The 20118-nt window shown below is 73.5% G+C and carries 20 protein-coding genes; 11 read left to right on the top strand and 9 right to left on the bottom strand.

Annotation, left to right across the window (positions count from 1 at the left end; translation table 11 throughout):
• Nucleotides 1–15: 15 nt before the first annotated feature.
• Complete coding sequence (locus tag DQ239_RS03400) at nucleotides 16–702, bottom strand: WYL domain-containing protein (protein WP_113832863.1); 687 nt, start codon at nucleotides 700–702, stop codon at nucleotides 16–18.
• Between the two features lie 62 nt (nucleotides 703–764).
• On the opposite strand from DQ239_RS03400, the gene DQ239_RS03395 reads away from it, so the two are divergent.
• On the top strand, nucleotides 765–1361 hold the full coding sequence (locus DQ239_RS03395) for a dienelactone hydrolase family protein (RefSeq protein WP_113832862.1): 597 nt from the start codon (nucleotides 765–767) through the stop codon (nucleotides 1359–1361).
• Here the strand turns inward: DQ239_RS03395 and DQ239_RS03390 are convergent.
• The 3 genes from DQ239_RS03390 to DQ239_RS03380 all read right to left on the bottom strand — a co-directional run bounded on the left by DQ239_RS03390 (nucleotide 1346) and on the right by DQ239_RS03380 (nucleotide 3416).
• The gene (locus DQ239_RS03390) at nucleotides 1346–2107 is read right to left on the bottom strand and encodes an META domain-containing protein (protein ID WP_113832861.1); all 762 of its coding nucleotides are present in this window, start codon (nucleotides 2105–2107) and stop codon (nucleotides 1346–1348) included. The genes DQ239_RS03395 and DQ239_RS03390 overlap by 16 nt on opposite strands.
• Before the next feature lie 90 nt (nucleotides 2108–2197).
• The gene (locus DQ239_RS03385; RefSeq protein WP_113832860.1) at nucleotides 2198–2494 is read right to left on the bottom strand and encodes a hypothetical protein; all 297 of its coding nucleotides are present in this window, start codon (nucleotides 2492–2494) and stop codon (nucleotides 2198–2200) included.
• Nucleotides 2487–3416: a PspC domain-containing protein gene (locus tag DQ239_RS03380; protein WP_113832859.1), complete on the bottom strand. Its 930-nt coding sequence runs from the start codon at nucleotides 3414–3416 to the stop codon at nucleotides 2487–2489. The genes DQ239_RS03385 and DQ239_RS03380 overlap by 8 nt, the downstream gene beginning before the upstream one ends.
• Before the next feature lie 124 nt (nucleotides 3417–3540).
• Between DQ239_RS03380 and DQ239_RS03375 the strand changes: the two genes are divergently transcribed.
• Both DQ239_RS03375 and DQ239_RS03370 read left to right on the top strand, forming a co-directional pair.
• Nucleotides 3541–4728: an ATP-binding protein gene (locus DQ239_RS03375; RefSeq protein WP_233488697.1), complete on the top strand. Its 1188-nt coding sequence runs from the start codon at nucleotides 3541–3543 to the stop codon at nucleotides 4726–4728.
• Nucleotides 4725–5378 carry a response regulator transcription factor gene (locus tag DQ239_RS03370; protein WP_113832857.1) on the top strand — a complete coding sequence of 218 codons (654 nt, stop codon included), beginning with the start codon at nucleotides 4725–4727 and terminating at the stop codon, nucleotides 5376–5378. Before DQ239_RS03375 ends, DQ239_RS03370 begins: the two co-directional genes overlap by 4 nt.
• A 21-nt stretch (nucleotides 5379–5399) precedes the next feature.
• Here the strand turns inward: DQ239_RS03370 and DQ239_RS03365 are convergent, their stop codons facing one another.
• From DQ239_RS03365 to DQ239_RS03355, 3 genes are all read right to left on the bottom strand, one after another.
• Nucleotides 5400–6575: an acyltransferase gene (locus tag DQ239_RS03365; RefSeq protein ID WP_158544778.1), complete on the bottom strand. Its 1176-nt coding sequence runs from the start codon at nucleotides 6573–6575 to the stop codon at nucleotides 5400–5402.
• 191 nt (nucleotides 6576–6766) lie between these two features.
• Nucleotides 6767–7069 carry a hypothetical protein gene (locus tag DQ239_RS03360; RefSeq protein ID WP_113832855.1) on the bottom strand — a complete coding sequence of 101 codons (303 nt, stop codon included), beginning with the start codon at nucleotides 7067–7069 and terminating at the stop codon, nucleotides 6767–6769.
• Nucleotides 7070–7082: 13 nt separating this feature from the next.
• Nucleotides 7083–7823, bottom strand: a complete 741-nt coding sequence (locus DQ239_RS03355; protein ID WP_113832854.1) for a PIG-L deacetylase family protein — start codon at nucleotides 7821–7823, stop codon at nucleotides 7083–7085.
• Nucleotides 7824–7873: 50 nt separating this feature from the next.
• On the opposite strand from DQ239_RS03355, the gene gmd reads away from it, so the two are divergent.
• From gmd to DQ239_RS03315, 8 genes are all read left to right on the top strand, one after another.
• Entirely contained in the window at nucleotides 7874–8860 is a 987-nt protein-coding gene (gmd, locus tag DQ239_RS03350) for a GDP-mannose 4,6-dehydratase (protein WP_113832853.1), read from the top strand.
• Complete coding sequence (locus DQ239_RS03345; protein ID WP_113832852.1) at nucleotides 8857–9837, top strand: GDP-mannose 4,6-dehydratase; 981 nt, start codon at nucleotides 8857–8859, stop codon at nucleotides 9835–9837. The genes gmd and DQ239_RS03345 overlap by 4 nt, the downstream gene beginning before the upstream one ends.
• 212 nt (nucleotides 9838–10049) lie before the next feature.
• Nucleotides 10050–11114: a glycosyltransferase family 2 protein gene (locus DQ239_RS03340; protein WP_199582561.1), complete on the top strand. Its 1065-nt coding sequence runs from the start codon at nucleotides 10050–10052 to the stop codon at nucleotides 11112–11114.
• Complete coding sequence (locus tag DQ239_RS03335) at nucleotides 11111–11962, top strand: ABC transporter permease (protein WP_199582558.1); 852 nt, start codon at nucleotides 11111–11113, stop codon at nucleotides 11960–11962. Before DQ239_RS03340 ends, DQ239_RS03335 begins: the two co-directional genes overlap by 4 nt.
• A 3-nt stretch (nucleotides 11963–11965) precedes the next feature.
• Nucleotides 11966–12706 carry an ABC transporter ATP-binding protein gene (locus DQ239_RS03330; protein ID WP_199582556.1) on the top strand — a complete coding sequence of 247 codons (741 nt, stop codon included), beginning with the start codon at nucleotides 11966–11968 and terminating at the stop codon, nucleotides 12704–12706.
• Nucleotides 12707–12739: 33 nt separating this feature from the next.
• Nucleotides 12740–14716: a glycerophosphotransferase gene (locus DQ239_RS03325; protein ID WP_113832848.1), complete on the top strand. Its 1977-nt coding sequence runs from the start codon at nucleotides 12740–12742 to the stop codon at nucleotides 14714–14716.
• Entirely contained in the window at nucleotides 14713–16734 is a 2022-nt protein-coding gene (locus tag DQ239_RS03320; protein ID WP_113832847.1) for a glycosyltransferase family A protein, read from the top strand. The genes DQ239_RS03325 and DQ239_RS03320 overlap by 4 nt, the downstream gene beginning before the upstream one ends.
• A 78-nt stretch (nucleotides 16735–16812) precedes the next feature.
• A complete protein-coding gene (locus DQ239_RS03315) occupies nucleotides 16813–18084 on the top strand; it encodes a hypothetical protein (RefSeq protein WP_147251986.1) in 1272 nt (423 codons plus the stop codon).
• 6 nt (nucleotides 18085–18090) lie between these two features.
• On the opposite strand, the gene DQ239_RS03310 is transcribed toward DQ239_RS03315, so the two are convergent.
• Both DQ239_RS03310 and DQ239_RS03305 read right to left on the bottom strand, forming a co-directional pair.
• Nucleotides 18091–18894, bottom strand: a complete 804-nt coding sequence (locus DQ239_RS03310) for a CDP-alcohol phosphatidyltransferase family protein (protein WP_113832845.1) — start codon at nucleotides 18892–18894, stop codon at nucleotides 18091–18093.
• Nucleotides 18891–20108 carry a CDP-glycerol glycerophosphotransferase family protein gene (locus DQ239_RS03305; protein WP_113832844.1) on the bottom strand — a complete coding sequence of 406 codons (1218 nt, stop codon included), beginning with the start codon at nucleotides 20106–20108 and terminating at the stop codon, nucleotides 18891–18893. The genes DQ239_RS03310 and DQ239_RS03305 overlap by 4 nt, the downstream gene beginning before the upstream one ends.
• Between the last annotated feature and the right edge of the window lie 10 nt (nucleotides 20109–20118).

The following is a 20118-nucleotide window of genomic DNA, read 5'->3' as shown; positions in this document are numbered from 1 at the left end:
GGTTCGCTCGGGGCGTCACCGAACGGTTCGGGCGTCCTCGGGGGGTGTGCCGAAGACGGCCGGGTCGTGGTCCGGTGCCGCTTCGGTGGTGAGGTCCGCCGCCTCGATCCGGTCCCACCGGAACCAGCGCGGCGCCTGGCGCTCGCGGCACCAGGCGGCCAGTAGCCAGTGAGCCCCGGGGCGGGCGAGGAACACCGGCTCCACCCGACGACGGGTCACCTCGCCCGAGCCGCTGCGGTAGCGGATGGCCAGGACGCGCCGACGCAGCACCGCCTCCTCGACGGCGGCGGCCGCGGGCGGCCGCTGGTGCTCCGGCCGGCGCACCCACACCCGGGCGCCGAGCCGCTCCGCGTCGGCCCGCGCGCCGGGGCCGAGCGTGTCGAGGATCTTCTCCAGCGCGGCCCGCGCGTCGACGGCGAACGGCGCGTCCGGTGCTCCGGCAAGAGCGACCGCGACGGCGATGGCCTGGGACGGCGTCAGGTTCACCGGGGGCAGCGACGCCGCCCCATCCAGGACGTAGCCGCCGCCCGGTCCGGCGGACGCCCAGATCGGGACGCCGGCCTGCTGCAGTGCGGCGACGTCACGCTTGATCGTCCGAGGTGACACCTCGAGCCATTCAGCCAGCCGCTGGGCCGTCCGTCCGCGCCGGCCCGCCCGACGCAGCTCCTCGGAGACCGCGTGCAGTCGGTCGGTGCGATTCACCGCGACATCGTGGCAGATACGGTGACAGGACGGTGTCACCAGAGCTGGGGCACAGTCCTCCCATGACTCAGATCGCGCTCTTCCACTCCGTCCTCGGTATCCGTCCCGGCGTCCTCGACGGTGCCGAGCGGCTGCGCGCCGCCGGTCACCAGGTCCGCGTGGTCGACCAGTACGACGGGCGGGTCTTCGACGACTACGAGGAGGCCGGCGCACACGTAGAGCGCGTCGGGTTCCCGGCTCTCATGGATGCCGCCCTCCAGGGGGTTGCCGACCTGTCCGACGGGTTCGTGGCAGCCGGCTTCTCGAACGGTGCCGGCATGGCCGAGCACGTGGCGCTCCAGGGGCGCTGCGCCGGCGTTCTGATGGTCTCGGGCGCGCTGCCGCTGGCGATGCTCGGGGCGGCCGCGTGGCCGCCCGCCGTTCGGGTGCAGCTGCACTCCGCGGAAGACGACCCGATGCGTCACCGGGAGTGGGACGACGACTTCCTGACCACCGCGCGAGCATCCGGGGCGCCGGTCGAGGTGTTCGACTACCCGGTGAGCGGTCACCTGTTCACCGACCCCAGCCTCCCCGGTGAGTACGACGCGCCGGCGACCGAGTTGCTGTGGACGCGGGCCCTGGTGTTCTGCGACAGGGTGGGCGCTCAGCCCGCGCGGTAGACCAGCCCGCGGCCGTCGGCCGCGGTGAGCGTGAGCCGGTCCTCGCGGAACTCGATCGCGGGGCCCGCCTCCAGCACCGCGGTCACGTGCACGTCCTCCGCGCCCAGCCCGGAAGCGCACGGCTGGTCGGTCAGCTCCCGCCGGGCGGTCCGCAGGGTGCCGCCGTCCCGCTGCCACGTCCCGCTCCACCGGGAGCACGAGGTGGAGCCGGTCGCCGTCCCGTCGGACGCCAGCTCCAGTACCGCCTCGCCCAGCACCGAGGACGCCGTCGGGCCGTCGATCAGCGACTCCAGCACCCAGCGGGTGCCCTCGAGCGGGCTCGGTGGCACGGCGGGCAGCGGCCCGAACCGGAGCTCGACGCCGTCGCCGGTGAGCACGAGCTCCTCACCGTCCAGCGCCGCGGTGTCGATGGCCGCGAGCGCGGTCAGGTAGGCGCTCTCGGCAGCCATCAGCTCGGGCGGGCAGCCCATCTCGGTCCGGCCGATCTCCGTCAGGGAGAGTGCGGAGCCGTCGAGCCGGGCGGTGGCGAACCAGGAGTTGCAGAACGCGGTGCCGCGCGCCTCGTCCCCGGCCAGCTCGAGGGTGGCCTGCGTGCCCGGCGGGGCCGGCAGCCCGGCGCCGTCCGCCGTCCCGCCGGTCAGGTGCCAGGCGCCGTCGACGTCGGCCGTGCCCCCACCGGCACCCGCCGGCGTTCCGCAGGCGGCGAGCGCCAGTGCGCCGAGCAGGAGCAGCACGGAGCGGCGCATGCCTCCAGGACGCCCGACGGCCGCGGACGGTTCCCGGACGCGGAAGGGCCCGGGGAGCGGATCGCTCCCCGGGCCCTCCGGCCTCGTCCTCTAGCGGCGCCGACGGCGGGAGCGGCGCAGCTCGCTGACCAGCAGGCTGACGCCGGCGACGATCACCACGATCCACACCAGCGTGCCGTCGAACAGCCCCTCCGGCAGGTCCACCGGGGACATGAGCACGATCGCCAGGGCCATGAACAGCAGCCCGGGGATCAGGGCGCCGAGGTCGGGACGGCGGCGCGGAGGCGTGCCGTCCTCGGTCGCCAGCGGGGTCACCTCCTGCCAGTCCTGGGCCTGCCGCTCCTGCCAGCCGGTGGGCGTCGTCGGGAACTCGCTGTAGTCAGCCACGGGTCACCTCCACGTCTCCCAGGCCGGAGTCGACGTCCAGCACGATCTCGGGCTCGTCGTCGCCGACCCACGAGCCCGCGCCGGTGCCCTCGAACGAGCCCTCGGTGAGCCCGTCGCGGCCGAAGATGCTCACCTCTCCCACTCCGACGTCGACGGCGACCTCCACGTCGGCGTCCCGGGGCAGGACGATCTCCACGTCGCCGAGCCCGTGCTCCACCGTCGTGCGGATCGGCTCGTCCAGGTCGGAGACGTCGACGGCGGACAGGTCGACGGTCATGTCGCCCACGCCGCCGTCGTAGGACGAGCGCACGCCCCCGGCGCTGGTCGGTGCGAAGGTCCGGTCGCCCAGGCCGCCGTCGACGTCGTCCCACGGCACCGACTCGGCCGCGATCAGCGCCAGGGAGAGCACCGCGCCCAGGGTGATGAGCGCGCCCCGGGCGGTGCGGCCGGTGCTGAACGAGGCGACGACGAGCCCGGCACCCACGACGAGCAGCGCGCCGCCGAGGACGACGGTGGCGTCGAGGTCCCAGCCGGTGAAGCGGCCGACCAGCGCGAGGACGCCGACCACGATCAGCAGCCCGGCGAGGGTCATGCCGGGGACGGGGGAGCGCGGGCCGGCCGGCCGCCGGGGACCGCGTGGCACGCCGTCCCCGGTGCCGGCCGGCATGAGCAGCCACAGCAGGAGGTAGACGAGGACGCCGGTGCCGCCGGCGAGCGCGAGGGCGACGAAGCCGACCCGCCAGAGCAGCGCGTCGATGCCGCTGTACTCGGCGAGCCCGCCGCCCACGCCGCCGATCACCTTGTCGCTGCGGCTGCGGCGCAGCTGCGGTCGCACCCAGGCGCCGGGGGGCGGCGGAGGAGGCTGCCAGGCCGGCGGCTCGAGCGGCGGGGCCGGCGGCGGAGGAGGGGAGGCCGATGTCATGGCGATCAGCCTGCCGAGCGCCGGGCCGGCCGACCATCAGGGAAGGCCCCCACCCGACCCTGGTTCCCTTTCCGGGGTGATCACCGGTTACGGCCCCGGTCCGTGCGGTGCGACGATCGGCATCGTGACCGGCACCGTGACCGCTGCGCCGCCGCGCCCGCCGCTGGTGCGCCCGCGGTCCGGGCGTGCGATCGCCGGGGTCGCGGTGGGCACCGCGGTGCACCTGCGGCAGGACCCGTTGCTGGTCCGGGTGGCGTTCGCCCTGCTGGCGACGACGGGCATCGGCATCGTGGCCTACGGGCTGCTGTGGCTGACGATGCCGGTGGCCGCACCGGGCGAGGAGCACGTCGAGCCGCTGCCTGGTTGGCGGCCCCGGGGCGCCCGGCAGTGGATCGCCACCGTGGTGCTCGGCCTGGTGGCGGTCAGCCTGCTCAGCGGTCTCTCGCAGTGGAACAACAGCGTCGTCCTCCTGCCGCTGGTGCTGGTCGCGGCCGGCCTGGCGGTCATCTGGCGGCAGCTGGACACCGACCGCACCCTCGCCGTCGCCGGCGCCCGCTGGACCCTCGCCGGCGGTGTGGTGCTCGCCGCCGCCGGGCTGGTGATCCTCCTGGCGACGACGGGGCAGCTGGCCAACGCCCGCAACGGCTTCGCCGCCACCCTGGTGCTCCTCACCGGCCTCTTCCTGGCGACCGCGCCGCTGTGGCGACGGCTGGTGGACTCCCGGGACGAGGAGCGCGCCGCCCGCATCCGCTCGGAGGAGCGGGCCGCCGTCGCCGCCCACCTGCACGACTCCGTGCTGCAGACGCTGGCGCTCATCCAGCGGCACGCCGACGACCAGCAGTCGGTCGGCCGGCTGGCCCGCAGCCAGGAGCGCGAGCTGCGGGCCTGGCTCTACGACCCCGAGGTGGTCCGCGAGGGCGGCACGTGGGCCGGGCTGGTGGCCGGCATGGTCGCCGAGGTGGAGGGCGACCACGCGCTCGTGGTCGACCACGTCGTGGTGGGCGACGCCCCGGTCGACGACGCGCTGAGGGCCCTGGGGGCGGCGACCCGCGAGGCGCTGGTGAACGTGGCCAAGCACTCGGGCGTCACCACCGCGGACCTGTACACCGAGGTGACGCCCGACCGCGTCTCGGTCTTCGTGCGGGACCGCGGCGCCGGGTTCGACGCCGACCTGGTGCCGTCGGACCGTCGGGGCCTGCGCGACTCGGTCACCGGCCGCATCGCCCGACTGGGCGGGACGGCGCTGATCCGCTCCGCCCCCGGAGAGGGGACCGAGGTGGAGCTCGACTTGCCCAGGGGGGCGGCGTCGTGACCCGCGTGTTCGTGGTCGACGACCACGCGATGGTGCGGGCCGGCGTGCGCGCCGAGCTCGGCGACGCGGTCGACGTCGTGGGGGAGGCCCCCGAAGTCCCCTCCGCGATCGAGGGCATCCGGGCCACCCGCCCCGACGTCGTCCTGCTCGACGTGCACCTCCCCGGGGGCGGCGGTCTCGGCGTGCTCCAGGCGCTGCGCGCGGAGCTGCCGGACGTGACCTGGCTGGCGCTGTCGGTCTCCGACGCCGCCGAGGACGTCATCGCCGTGATCCGGGCCGGCGCCCGCGGCTACGTCACCAAGACCATCTCCGGGCCCGACCTGCTCGATGCCGTCCGCCGGGTGGCCGACGGCGACGTCGTGTTCAGCCCCCGGCTGGCCGGGTTCGTGCTGGACGCGTTCTCGGCGGCCGGTGCCGCGCCGGCCGCGCCGGTCGAGGAGGCGACCGATCCGGGGCTGGACCTGCTGAGCGCCCGGGAGCGCGAGGTCATGCAGCTGCTGGCGCGCGGCTACACCTATCGGGAGATCGGCTCGCGGCTGTTCATCTCGGTGAAGACGGTGGAGTCGCACGCCTCGAACGTGCTCCGCAAGCTGCAGCTGTCCAACCGCAACGAGCTGACCCGCTGGGCGGCCACCAACCGGCTGCTCTGACGGGGCGGCCGCGAGGAGCGGCTAGCGGCGCGAGACCCCGGTCTCGATCACGGCCAGGTCCCGCGGGCTCCGGGGCGGGACCACCACGGGGAGCACCGCCGGGTGCGCACGCCTGACCGCGGTGGCCCGCGCGACCGTGTGCGGGGGCACCGCTGCGAGCGAAGCCGGACGTCGCCGGCCCAGGCGCATGGCCCGGCGCTCGACGAGGAACCAGGAGGCTGCCGCGAAAGGCACCGTGCCGGCGATCGACAGGATGACGTAGACGGCGAGCCCGTGCTCGGCGACGCCGAACACCCACAGCAGCGCCTGGACCGGACCGCTGTAGAGGTAGAAGCCGTAGGAGATGTCGTGTTTGCGGCCGAGCCGGACGGGGAGGACCGCGCCCAGCCAGAGCAGCACCCAGGCCATCGGGAAGGCGGTGAGCACGACGAACCGCGCACCGAGCGCGAGCGGGACGGCGACGACGAGGGCCGCTGAGAGTGCCGCCGTCCACCAGGTCGACGCCATCCGGTCCCGCACCTGGTAGGCCAGCGCGCCGGCGAGGAAGAAGGGGAGCAGGTCGACCATGTGCAGGAGGTCGGCGTTGCCGGTGTAGCTGCGCAGGGTGCTCTCGTAGATCTGCGCGAGCGAGACCAGAGTGAGCAGGCCGGCGGACACACGCCACGACCGGCGGAAGGCCGGCCAGAACGCTAGACCGGCCACGACGAGGTAGCAGAGGAACTCGTAGTAGAGCGACCAGAGCGTCACGGTCCACCCGTGACCGTTGGTCGGGGTGTTGGCGATGTGGGACCCGTTCATCCGCAGGTCCAGGCTGCTGGCTAGGTAGTCAAGCGGCGTGGTGCCGGTCGTCGCGTAGCCGTCGAGGGTCCCGTTCAGCTTCAGGTAGCCCAGCGGCGCGAACACCGCGACCGTCATCACCAGGCACGCGACGAACGCCGGGTACAGTCGGAGCAAGCGGCGCTTGAGGAAGTCGCCCAGCCCGCTGTTGAGCCGGCTCCCGGTGATGAGGTAACCGCTCAGGGCGAAGAAACCGTAGACGGCGAAGCCACCAGGGCTGCGGCCGGCCAGCAGCGGCTCGTCGCCGAGGTCGCCGAGGGGCCAGGCGTGGGACACGATCACGGTCATCGCCAGCAGGAGGCGCAGGAAGTTCAGGGAGTTGGCTCGCGGGTCGAGCCGCTGCCCCAGCGTGCTCGACAACGGATCCTGTCGCCGGCGACGGGCGATCGGCATGGACGTCCTCTCATGCTTGACGGTCACGAGAAGGTTACGACGCGTGATGGTCGTTGCGCGTCCGAGCCCGGCGTGGCGCGCCCCACGAGTCCCACTACGAGCGCGAGGAACTCCAGCTCACCCGGGACGACGAGAGGCGTGGTTCCCCGCGGTCGGTGTCACCCGAGGCCGGTGACGTAAGCGCGGGCCTCCTCGACCAGTTCGGCGGGGTCGGCCCGGTCGGCCAGCACGAGCCAGCCGTTCATGCGGCGGCCCTCCATGGGTTCGAACGGGCGCCCGTCGCCGGCCTCGACCAGCCCGTCCAGGCGGGCGGGCGGCAGCTTGACCACCAGCTGCTCGTGCCAGCGGATGGCGAAGAACCGCCGGCCCGTCCGCAGCCCCGCGCAGCCGAACATGTGCCCGGGGGTGACGTCCCCGTCGACGAACCGCTCGACCAGGTCGCCCCAGCTCTCGTCGGTCACGGCGCCCAGAAGATCACGCGGTGTGCACCACGTGGAAGGCCTCCGCCAGCCGGCCCTCGCCCAGCCCGAACCGCTGGGCCGTCTGGCGCATCCAGGCGGTGACGAACTCCTCGAGCGCGCCCGCGGGATGGTGGCTCACCTGCGTCACGTGACTGTGGAGCGCGGCGAACTTGCGGTCGACGACGTCGGTGACGTCGACGGCGTGGTCGGCCCGGGGGCTGGCGCCCAGCCACACCTCGGGCACCGTCCACGCCTCGAGGCCCTCGTCGGCGAGCAGCTCGGGGAAGGCGAACGGGTTGCGGGCGTCGGGGTAGACCGCCCGCAGCGTGGACTCCCCGACGGTCATGTGGTCGGGGTGGCTGGCGCCGATGCGCTCCCAGAACCGCTCCGGCGAGCTGGTGAGCACCCGCTGCGGCCGCACCTGCCGGATGACCCGGCTGATGTCGCGGCGCAGGTCGAGGGTGAGCTCCAGCCGGCCGTCGGGGTAGCCGAGGAAGCGGACGTCGGTCACGCCGACCTGCTCGGCGGCGGCCCGCTGCTCGGCCCGGCGCAGCGGCCCCATCTCCTCCCGCGGGGTCTCGTCGAAGCCCCCGGCGTCGCCGTCGGTGACGATGCAGTAGACGACTTCGGTGCCCGCGGCCGTCCAGGTCGCCACCGTGCCGGCGGAGCCGAAGTCGACGTCGTCGGGGTGGGCGAGGACGCAGAGGACGCGGTCGACACGGTCGGCCGGTCCGAGGGGGAGCGGTGCGGTCACCTGCGGCAGCCTAGGGTGACCGCAGTCATGCCCCAGCGATTGAAGGACACATGAAGCGCGCACTCGTCACCGGGATCACCGGCCAGGACGGGCTCTACCTGTCCGAACTGCTGCTGGAGAAGGGCTACGAGGTCTACGGCCTGATCCGCGGGCAGAACAACCCCAAGGCCGACCTGGTGCGCAGCGTGGTCCCCGACGTGCGGCTGCTCACCGGCGACATCACCGATCTGTCCAGCCTGATCCGCGCGCTGTCGACCGCCCAGCCCGACGAGGTCTACAACCTCGGCGCGGTCTCGTTCGTGGCGTACTCCTGGGAGAACGCGCGGCTGACTTCCGACGTGACCGGTCTCGGCGTCCTCAACGTCCTGGAGGCCACCCGGCTGCACGCGGGCCCGGACCTGTCGAAGGTCCGCTTCTACCAGGCCTCGAGCTCGGAGATGTTCGGCAAGGTGCAGGACGTGCCGCAGCGGGAGAGCACCCTGCTGTGGCCGCGCTCGCCCTACGGCGTCGCCAAGGTCTACGGGCACTACATGACCATCAACTACCGCGAGTCCTACGGGATGCACGCCTCGTCGGGCATCCTCTTCAACCACGAGTCCCCGCGCCGTGGGCCGGAGTTCGTGACCCGCAAGATCACCCAGGCGGTGGCCCGCATCAGCCTCGGGCTGCAGGACTCAGTCGCGCTGGGCAACCTCGACGCCAAGCGGGACTGGGGCTTCGCCGGCGACTACGTCGAGGCGATGTGGCTGATGCTCCAGCAAGAGAAGGCCGACGACTACGTCGTCGCCACGGGGGAGACCCACTCCATCCGCGAGTTCCTCGAGATCGCCTTCGCGCACGTCGGCATCGAGGACTGGCAGCACCTGGTGACCCAGGACCCGCGCTTCTTCCGGCCCGCGGAGGTCGACCTGCTGATCGGCGACCCGACCAAGGCCCGGGAGCAGCTGGGCTGGCAGCCCAAGGTCGGCTTCGAGGACCTCGTCCGGATGATGGTCGACTCCGACCTCGCGGAGCAGAGGAAGACCAGCGGCCGGTGAGCGGGGTGCGCGTCCTCGTGACCGGGGCCAGCGGCCAGGACGGCAGCTACCTGGTGGAGCAGCTGCTCGCCGAGGGGGCGGAGGTGCACGCCCTCGTCCGTCCGGGCGAGGCACCGGGGTCCGGCGTCCACCCGCTGCCGGATGAGGTGCACCGGCACGAGGGCGACCTGGGCGACGGCGAGGCGCTCGAGGCGCTGGTGGCCGAGGTGGCCCCGGCCGAGATCTACAACCTCGGCGGCCTGAGCTCGGTGGCCCTGTCGTGGGAGGAGCCGGCGCTCACCGCCCGGATCAGCGGTCTGGCCGTGGGGCACCTGCTCCAGGCGGCGCACGACCTGCAGGAGCGCACGGGGCGGCAGGTCGGTTTCGTGCAGGCCTCCAGCGCGGAGATCTTCGCCGGCACCTCCCGCGTCCCGCAGGACGAGACGACGCCGCTGCTCCCGCTGTCCCCGTACGGCGCCGCCAAGGCCTACGCGCACCACCTGGTCGGCGTCTACCGCGCCCGGGGCGTGCGAGCGTCCAGCTGCGTGCTCTACAACCACGAGTCGCCGCGCCGTCCCGAGACGTTCGTGACGCGGAAGATCACCGCGGGCGTCGCCCGGATCGCCCGGGGCCTGCAGGACGGGCTGGCCATGGGCAACCTCGACGCCCGCCGGGACTGGGGCTGGGCGCCGGACTACGTGCAGGCGATGGTCCTCGCCGCCCGTGCCGATCAGGGGCGCGACTACGTGATCGCCACCGGGGTGTCCCACAGCGTGCGCGACTTCGTCGCCACCGCGTTCGGAGCCGCCGGCATCGAGGACTGGGAGCCCCTCGTCAGCCTCGACGCGCGGTTCGCCCGTCCCAACGACGCGCCGCAGCTCGTCGGGGACGCCACCCGTGCCCGGGAGGTGCTGGGGTGGGAGCCGCAGGTGCGGTTCGAGGAGGTCGTCGCCCGGATGGTGCAGCACGACCTCGCGCTCGCCGACGGCGGCGCCTGACCGCTCCGGCGGCGAACGGACCGGTCCGTCGCGGGGGACTGAGACCTCCGGGACGCTTGTGACTGGTGGGCACGTTCCGGGGCGAAACGGTTCCGCGTTTCGGCTTCAGTGCGGGCGGAGAGCGACCGCGGACCTACAGTGAACGAGCCATGACAGAAGCCCAGGCACTGCCTCTCCCCGGGAATGCCGACTCACGTGTGGACGGTGAGGCCGTGCGCCTGCCCGTGCCCCGGCCCGTCCCTGACGACGCCCCGCCCCTCGCGCACCGCGAGTGGCCGGCCGTGTCGGTCGTCATGCCGGTCCTGAACGAGGAGAAGCACCTGGCTGCGAGCGTGGGCCAGATCCTCGACCAGGAGTACGGCGGTGAGCTCGAGCTCGTCATCGCGCTGGGCCCGTCCAAGGACGCCACCGAGCGGATCGCCCGCAAGCTCGCGTTCAGCGACTCGCGCATCACGCTGGTCAGCAACCCGACCGGCCGGACGCCTGCCGGCCTGAACGCCGCCGTGCTCGCCGCGAGCCACGACATCATCGCCCGGGTCGACGGGCACGGCGTCCTGCTGCCGGGCTACATGGAGAAGGCCGTCCGGCTGCTGGAGGAGACGGGCGCGGCCAACGTCGGCGGTCTGATGCTCGCCGTGGGGGAGACCCCGTTCGAGCAGGCCGTCGCGCGGGCCTACTGCTCCAAGGTCGGGCTCGGCGGTGGCAGCTTTCACGTCGGCGGCGACGAGGGTCCGGCCGAGTCGGTGTACCTCGGTGTCTTCCGGCGGGAGATCCTCGAGCGGCTCGGTGGCTTCAACGACCACTACCACCGCGCCCAGGACTGGGAGCTGAACTTCCGCATCCGCCAGGCCGGCGAGCTGGTCTGGTTCTCCCCGGACCTGGCCGTGACCTACCGGCCGCGCTCGTCGTGGCCCGAGCTCGTCCGGCAGTTCTTCCACACCGGCCGGTGGCGCCGCGAGGTCATCCGCCAGTACCCCCACACCGCCTCGGCCCGGTACCTGGCGCCGCCGGTCGTGACCGGCGCCATCCTCGCCGGGACCCTGGCCGGGGCCGCGGGTACCGTCGCGCGGGTGCCTCTGCTCCGCCACGGATGGCTGGCTCCGGTGATGTACGTGCTCGGGGTGCTCCTCGCGTCCTTCCGCGAGGGGCGTGGCCTCCCGTGGCGGGCGCAGGCGCTGCTGCCCGCGGTGCTGGCCAGCATGCACCTCAGCTGGGGCTCCGGCTTCCTCTTCGGACGCCGGCCCGTCGAGCGGTCCGGGCGCTCAGGAGCGGAATGAGCGTCGACGAGGCGGCCGTTCCCGCCGTGCTCGCCGCGAGGACTGGTGGCTCGGCCCGGCGTCGGGGGATGGTGGCCCGGCCGGTCGCCCTGTGGCAGCGGCGCCGGGCGATCCGGCTCCTGGTGGGCCGGGACCTCAAGGTCCGCTACGCGTCGTCGGCCCTGGGCTACCTGTGGTCGGTGCTCGAGCCGCTCCTCCTGGCCGGCATCTACTGGTTCATCTTCACCCAGGTCTTCACCCGGACGGTCGGCGCCGAGCCCTACATCGTCTTCCTGATCGCCGGACTGCTCCCCTGGACGTGGTTCAACGGCGCCGTCACCGACGCCGCCCGGGCGCTGCACGTGGAGGCGAAGCTCGTCCGCTCCACGAACGTGCCGCGCGAGGTCTGGGTGGTGCGCGTCGTCCTGTCCAAGGGCGTCGAGTTCCTGCTCAGCCTGCCGGTGCTGTTCCTCTTCGCCTTCCTCTACGACGCCTCGGTGGACTGGCAGCTGCTGCTGCTCGTCCCGGCGGTGCTGCTGATGGCGACGCTCGTGCTCGGTATCGGCCTCCTGCTCGCTCCGCTGGTCGTCCTCGTCCGCGACCTGGAGCGGATCGTCCGCATCGCGCTGCGGCTGGGCTTCTACGCCTCGCCGGTCATCTTCGCGGTGCAGGACGTCCCGGAGCCGTGGGACGCCGTCTTCTCGTTCAACCCGCTCGCCGGGATCTTCGAGCTGTGCCGCGCCGGGTTCTTCCCCGGCGTCGTCGACTGGGGCCACGTCGGCCTGTCCGTGGCCATGTCGCTGGGCATGCTCCTCGTCGGCTGGGCCGTGTTCGCCCGGCTGGAGCGCACCGTCCTCAAGGAGATCTGACCGGTGGCCGTGACAGAGCCGGTCATCGCCGTGCGCGATGCAGGAGTGCGCTTCCACCGAGGCAAACGGCACCGGAGCATGCGGGACTTCCTCATCCGGGGGGAGCGCGGCACGCGACCGGGCGAGTTCTGGGCGCTGGACGGCGTGAGTTTCGACGTCCGCCCCGGCGAGGCGATCGGGGTGGTGGGCCGCAACGGCGAGGGCAAGTCCACCCTGCTGAAGCTGATCGCAGGCGTCATGCTCCCCGATCGGGGCACCGTCGACGTCACCGCCGGCGTCGCGCCGCTCATCGAGATCACCGGTGGGTTCGTCAACGACCTGACCGTCCGGGACAACATCGCGCTGACCGCCGGGCTGCACGGGATGTCGAAGGCGGACATCGCCGAGCGCTTCGACGACATCGTGGCGTTCGCCGAGATCCCGGACTTCCTGGACACCCCGTACAAGCACCTGTCCAGCGGCATGAAGGTGCGCATCGCGTTCGCGGTGGTCTCGCGGCTGGAGGAGCCGATCATCCTCGTCGACGAGGTCCTGGCCGTGGGCGACAAGGCGTTCAAGCGCAAGTGCTACGCGCGGATCGACGAGCTGGTGGCCGCCGGCCGCACGCTGTTCCTGGTCTCGCACAGCGACGGCGACCTCCGCCGCTTCTGCTCGCGGGGGCTCTACCTCCGCGGAGGCCGGCTGGTCGAGGACGGTCCGATGGCCGACGTCCTCGCCCGCTACGAGACGGACGCGGGGACCTGACGTGCCACGTCCACACACGAGGGAGCTCGCATAGTGGCGCTGCCCATTAAGCAGGTCGGCCGGGAGATCGTCCGCGGAGTGCCGGCGCAGGCGGTCATCGGCGGCATCGTGGTCGGCGCGGTCGCTGGTGCGCTCGGCGCCCGCTGGGTGTGCCTCGTCGCCCTGACGGCGTCGGTGATCGGGGAACCGTTCCTGCACCGGCGGCAGCACCTCGTGGTGCGGGCGCTGCGCACCCTGTCCCTGGGCCTGACCGTGCGGATCGTGTTCCGGCTGCTGTGCGCCACGGCCGTCCTCGCGCACCGTCCGGCGAGCTCGCGCGACGTGTTCCTCCTGGTGCTGTCGTCGGCCCTCCTGGTCCTGGGCCGGGCCCTGTACGTCTTCACCTCCGGCCGGCTCACCGCACGGCGCAACCCCGCCGTGGAGACCCGGAACGTCCCGCTGGACGGGCTGGACGTGCCGAAGCCGCCTCCGGCCTGGCTGACGCGGTGGAGCGGGAGCGTCGTGTCCGCCGTGGAACTGCTGATCATCGTTCCCGCATGCCTGTCGTCGCGACCGGGGAGCCCGGTGGTGTGGCTGGCCCCGGTGGCGGTGCTCGCGATGTTCGCGGCGGCGATCTGGTGCGAGCTCGGAGCACGTCGCGCCGAGCGGACGCTCGGCCCGGCCGACGTGGTGGCCGTGGTCCAGCGCCACCTCGACGAGTCCCGCCCGGCAGTGGCCCTCTACTTCGGGGACGGGCCCCGCGCCGTCTACCAGGCGAACATGTGGCTCCCGGCGCTCGAGCGGCTGTCGCAGCCGAGCGTGGTGGTCCTCCGCAACCGGGCGAGCCTCGGCGCGCTCGGACCCACCCGGCTCCCGGTGCTGTGCGTGCCCTCGGCCGAGCACCTGATGGCCCTCGACCTCTCCACGGTCGCGGTGTCGCTCTACGTCGCCAACATCGGCAACAACATCCACATGCTCCGCGTGCCCGGGATCCGGTCCGCCTTCATCGGTCACGGCGACAGCGACAAGAAGGCGTCGTTCAACCCGTACTCCCGGGTCTACAGCCAGGTGTGGGTGGCCGGCCCCGCAGGCCGGCAGCGCTACCGCGAGGCCGCCGTCGGCGTGCACGACGGCGACGTCGTCGAGATCGGGCGCCCGCAGCTCGACGAGCCGGCCACCCCGGCCCGCGCGGACGACCACGTCCCGACCGTCCTCTACGCCCCGACCTGGGAGGGCTGGGACGACGAGCAGGCGTACAGCTCGCTCGCCACGCACGGGGTCGCGCTGGCCGCCAGCGCCCTGCGCGAGGGCAGCGGGGTCCGGCTTCTCTACCGGCCGCACCCGTTCACCGGTCGACGCGACCCGGCCGTCGCCGCGGCGCACGCGCAGATCGTGGAGATGATCGAGGAGGCGAACCGGCGGGACGGCGGCTCCGCCGAGCCGGTCCTCGAGCCGGCGACGGACAACGCGCTCACGGAGATCCACGACCGGTTCGAGCGCGCCGTGCGCAGCGGGCAGCTGGACGCTCCGCTCTCCGCCCTGGAGGCCGAGGCCCAGCTCCGGGCCGTCGAGGACCAGTACTGGCGCGCGATGGCACCCGGGCGGCACGCGGTGATGACGCAGCAGGGCCCGTCTCTGCTGTCGTGCTTCGCGCAGGCCGACGTCCTGGTGACCGACGTGTCGAGCGTGCTCAGCGACTTCGTGTCGACCGGGCGCCCGTACGTCGTGTGCAACAACTCCGGCGCGGCCGAGGACGACTTCCTCGCGGAGGTGCCCTCGGCCCGGGCCGGCCACGTCCTGGGTCCGGACCAGGACGTCGAGGACGTCCTGCGGCTCGTGCGCGGGGAGTCTCCCGATCTGCTCGCCGACGAGCGGCGCGCACTGAGGCGGGAGCTCCTCGGCCCCGATTCCCCCTCCAGCCAGTACCGGCTCGAGCGAGCCGTCGAGGCCCTGATCGCCAGCGCGCGCCCCGAGGTGCGCGAGGGAGTGCAGGCCTCGGAGTTCCACATCGAAGGAGTGACGGCTCGATGAGCCAGACCGATGGCGCTCGCGCGCTCGCAGTACGGGTGATCGGACAGGCGGTCGGCCTGCTGGCGACAGTGCTGTCCGTGGCGCGGGCCCGGATCCCGCGCCGGCGTCTCCGGGCGATCCACCGGCGGCTGCCGACGGGGGTGCAGCGGCGCCTGGCCCGGGTCATCCGGGTCCTCCGGCGCAACACCCGGGTGAAGGTCAGCGTCATCATCGCGGCCTACAACTCCGACCAGGCCGGGCTGGAGCGAGTGATCAGGTCGCTCGACGCCCAGACCCTGCCCCGCCGCGACTTCGAGGTCCTGTTCATCGACGACGGGTCCACCGACGACACCGCAGATCGCCTGCGCGCCTTCGCGCGGACCCGCCCGCACGTCGTCGTCCACACGATCCCCAACTCCGGGTGGTCCAGCCGGCCCAGGAACGTCGGCATCACGATGGCCCGGGGCACCTACGTCCTGTTCATGGACCACGACGACGAGCTCTACCCCGAGGCCCTGTCCCGCGCCTACGAGCAGGGGCGGATCGAGTCCGCGGACGTCGTCAACATGAAGGAGGCGCGCACCCGGGGCTGGTCCTGGGGGTGGCACGAGTTCGTGCCGGACCCGGCCGAGGGCGCGCGGGCCGGCGTCCCCCTGCTGCCGATGACGCCGCACAAGCTGTACCGGACGGCGTTCGTCCGGCAGCACGGGATCCGCTTCCTCGAGGGGAACCGGATCCTCTGGGAGGACATCTACTTCAACGTCGCCTGCCTGGCCCAGGGGGCGCGGGTGGCAGTGGTCACCGACTACCCCTGCTACCACTGGGTGGCGACCGACAGCAACAACTCCGCCACGTTCGGCCGGGACCCCGACGAGTTCTGGGCGCACCTGACCCGCCTCCTCGAGACGATCGACACCTCCCTCACCGAGGAGACCCACCGGCAGGCGCTGCTCACCCACCACGTCCAGGCCCGGGTGCTGGCCTTCACCGGGCCGTCGTCGCTGCGTCGCAGCGACGAGTACTACGAGCGGTCCATGGGCTACGTCCGCACCCTGGTCGACCGCTACGCGCCACCGCAGCTGGACGAACGTCTGCTGCCGGTGCACAGGGCGCGCGCGGAGCTGGTGCGGCTCGGTGACGAGAAGCTGCAGCGGCGGCTCGCCGAGTATGACCGCGGCGTCACCGCGACCCCGGAGGTCACCGAGCTCCGGTGGGAGGACGGGCTGCTCGTCATCAGCGCGTCCGCCACCCTGACCGACGCGGACGGTGAGCCCCTACGGTTCCGGAGGAGCGGGTCGGGCTGGTGCCGGGACCTCCCCGAGGATCTCCGGTCGGCGCTGTCCGCGGAGGCGCAGGACCTGACCGACGCGCTGGCGCGGGCCACCTTCTCGCTGAGCGTCAAGGGGAGGGACTCGCGGTCCACGTGGCGGGTCCCGAGCGAGGGTTCGGTCCGGATGGAGCCCGACGGTGACGGCGGGGGCCGGCTCGTCGGCACGGTCACGGGGCGGTTCGACATCGGCCGGACCGCGGAGCGGAACTGGGACACCGAGCGGGTCTGGGACTTCGCCGCCCGCTTCGAGGCGCTCGGCTACGTGGCTCATCGGGCGGTGCGCGGAGGCCACAACGCGGTGGCCCTCACCCGCGGCAGGTCCGCGATCGCGTACAAGAACCGCGACGGCGTGCTGAGCCTCGACGTGGCCAACGCCGTCCGCACCGTGTGCGGATCGGCCAAGCCGCGGGTCGACGACGTCGACGTCCGGGCCGCCGAGCGGCACGGGGTCGTGCGTCTCGAGCTGTCGGCGGTGCTCCGCGACGTGCACAACGACGGTGGTGGCCGGTTGACCGGCGAGGTCGTCCTGGGGTCCGGGCACCGGCTGCCCGCGGAGATCGTCGCCGAGGAGGGCCGCACCGTCCTCCGGTCCAGTGGTTCCGTGCCCCCCGGGGAGTACCGCCTCAAGACCCGGTTCAACGGCCGGACGGGCGAGACCGGACTCACCCTCGCCGTGACCGGCGATCGGGCGGAGGCCCGGGAGTCCTAGCGACGCCCGTTGCTCGGAAGAGCGGGATGCGCGTGATCGGCGGTCCCAGAACAGACCGACCGAGAGGAATGGACGCACATGGCAATCCGGAGCGCAGGGGAGCGCGGGACCGACACGGTGGTCGCGGCACGGACGCCCGCAGCACCGCCTGCGGCCGGGGCGCCGCTCCGCGCGCGGGGAGACCGGATCGGCGTCGCCCTCCTGGTCGGCGCTGCCGCAGCCGTGCTCACCGTGCTCCGCCTGGTGGTCGCCGGCCCGGGCCTGGACCGCGTCTGGGCCGAGGACGGCTTCGTCTTCCTCTGGGACGCCCGGCGCTACGGCCTGGAGAGCTTCGGGTACACCTACGCCGGCTACGCGCACACGGTGCCCCGGGCGTTCGGCCTGATCGGCGCGCAGATCCCGCTCGAGCACTTCGCGGTCTACGCCGTCCTCGCGACCGCGCTGGCGGCAGGCGCACTGGCCGCCGTGGTCTTCGTGGCTGCTCGCCGGGTCACCGGCTCGTGGGCCTGGGCGCTGCTGCCCGCGCTGTCGCTGGCGCTCGCGCCCGCCTTCCGGGGCTCGGCCGGGTCGCTCGCGAACCTGCAGTGGCTGCTGCTCGTCGCCGCGTTCTGGTTGGTGATCGACACGTCCGGCCGGCGGTGGCTCCCCGCGGCGGTCACCGTGCTCGCGGGCCTCACCACACCCCTGACCGTCTTCCTGCTGCCCGTGGCGTGGGTGGCACACCGGGCCGGGGTTCTCCGGTCACCGGCGGTCCGAGGTCTGCTCGCGGGGCTGGCGGTCCAGGTCGCGCTCATCGCGTTCGGCGGCGCCTCGGCCGACAACCCGGCCTCGCGCACCCCCCAGTTGCCCGGGAACCTGTTCGACATCGCCCTGACCGCGGCGGCCGGCCCCAACGTGGCGGCGTTCGAGCTCGGCCGGTTCGGCGTCCTCGACGTGTCGATGCTCATGGGCGCCGTCTTCGCCGGCGCGCTGCTGCTGGCCGTGTACGAGGCGCGCACGCACCGGACCCTGGCGATCGGTGCGGTGCTCACCGGCGCCCTGCTCTACTCCGCCATCTCGATCATGTCCGGTCAGCCGACCACCCGGTACGCGGCGGTGACCGGGATGTTCCTGATCTCGGCCCTGGCCCTTGCCGGCCCGTCGATCCCGACGGTGCTGGGCCGCGTGGCGCTCGCCGCGCTGGCGGTCAACGTCGTGCTGGCGTTCCCGGCCAGCGACTTCAGGATGTCGGGCCCGTCCTGGACCGACGAGGTGACGGACTACCGCGACAGCTGCGAGGCGACCGGCCGGGGTGCTCCGATCGCCCTCAGCCCCGAGGGCTGGGGCGAGATCGACCCCTCCTGCTCGTAGGCGGCGTCAGGGTCGCAGCCGCGACGACGTGACGATGGCGAGGAAGTGGCCGGCCACCGCCAGCAGCGCCGCCGGGAGCAGGACGGCCAGCAGCACCCGGGTGCCGGTGAGGTCGCCGGTGATCACGTCGACAACTGCCGCCGCGAGGACGAGCAGGCTCAGCTCGATGGAGTGGTAGAGCCGGTGGAACGGCACGAACCGGGCCAGGCGCCGCAACCGGGCCAGGGCGCCCGAACGCGGGGTCGTGGTCGCCTCGTCGTCGGCCGCCTTCGCGAGCCCCGCCGCGGCGCGGGACACGTGCACCATGTCGTTGAGCGACTTGTTCAGCACGATGACGACGGCCAGCAGGGCGCCCAGGGTCGTCCACCCGTAGCCCTCGGCCAGATCGTCGAGCCCGCCCGCGGCCCGGACGCCGAGCGCGATCGGGATGAGGCTCTCCGCCAGGTAGTGGCCCACCCGGTCGAGGAAGATCCCCAGCGGGCTGGACGTGCCGCGCCAGCGGGCGACCTCGCCGTCGCTGGCGTCCCACAGCATCTGCAGCTGGGTGAGCAGCACCGCCAGGAGCGCGCCGCCCAGGCCCGGGACGAGCAGGGCGACGCCGGACGCCGCCCCGGTCACGATCATCAGCGCGGTCACGGCGTTCGCGGTCAGGCCCGCCCGCAGCAGCAGCCGGGTCAGGTACGGGGAGATCCGGCGCATGTACAGGTCGCCGGTCCAGTGCTCGGCGGTCCGCCGGCCGCGGATCGCCGGGGGCTGGGTGATCTCCCGCAGCTCGGCGATGGTCGGCCGGGCCGGGCGGTCGACGGTCACGGGGCGACCCGGACGGCGTCCCGGGCGGCGATGACGTCGTCGCACGCGTCGAGGAAACGGGCCAGCGCCGCGTCCGGGTCGCCGCCTCCCAGGTAGTGGTCGACCAGTGCCGCGCGGGCGGACCGCTGTGCGTCGTCGGCCAGCTGCCGGCGCACCAGCTCGGCGGCGCGCTCGGCGTCGGCCGCGGCCAGGCGCGGGACCGCGTCGAGCAGCGGCGAGGGGGTGACGACGGCGGCCGGGTCGGCCGGCACGGTCACCACCAGCGGGCGGCCGGTCGGGAGCCACTCGACGGCCAGCGACGAGACGTCCGTGAGCAGCAGGTCGGCGTCGGCGAAGGCGTCCTGCAGCGGCCGGTCGAGATCGACGGTGCTGCCCGTGCCCACGGCCTCCGCGGTGCCCAGCAACCGCCGCAGTCCGGCGTCGGCAGCGGCGACGTCGCGCCGGTTGGCGCCGGTGCGCGGGTGCGGGCGGTAGACGACCCGGAGCCCTCCGGCGAGCAGCGAAGCGATCAGCGCCCGGCCGTGGGTGGCCACGGAGCTGTACGCCATCGAGGGCTGGGCCCCCTCCCACGTCGGCGCGTAGAGGACGGTCGGGACGGCGGGCACCGGCCGCGGGGACGACGCGGCCGCCTGCGGACGGCCGATGCGGACGAGCCGGCCGCGGTCGAACCACATCAGCTCGTCGAGGATGCGCTGCTCCGCCGCGGGGCCGGCCACGAACGCCCGGTCGTAGGCCTTGAGCTGGTTGGAGGCCGAGACCGCCTTGTCGCTCTCCCCGTGGCCGAGGTAGACGTGGGCGGCCGAGGGGTGACGCAGCATCTGGAAGTTCCTCGGGTGGTGGCTGACGTAGACCGCGAGGGCGACGTCGCTGCGCTGCAGGAGACCGTCGAGCGTCGCCGTCCGGCCCACGCACAGCACCGGGAGGGCGGTTCGACGGCGCAACCACGCGGTGGTCCGGCTGTCCTGCGTCACGACCGTCACGCCGTGCCGCTGGGAGAGCACCTCGAGCTGGGGCAGCCACTGGCCCAGCTGGTAGGCGTTGCGCGGGGGCTCCGGGAAGAACGCGACGACGCGTCCGTCCAGCGCGGCCCCGGTGAGCGTGGCGTCCTCGCCGAGGCCGTCGGGCTCGCCACCGGGCAGGAGCCCGAGCCGGCGCACCAGGCGACCGCCGCTCGAGCGCACGCGCGCGGGAACTGCGGAGAAGGGGAACGGCACTCGGAGGCTC

The sequence above is a fragment of the Blastococcus sp. TF02-09 genome, from assembly GCF_003319105.1.
In the GTDB taxonomy this organism is placed as follows: Bacteria; Actinomycetota; Actinomycetes; order Mycobacteriales; family Geodermatophilaceae; genus Blastococcus.
This window is presented reverse-complemented; position numbering and strand designations above follow the sequence as displayed.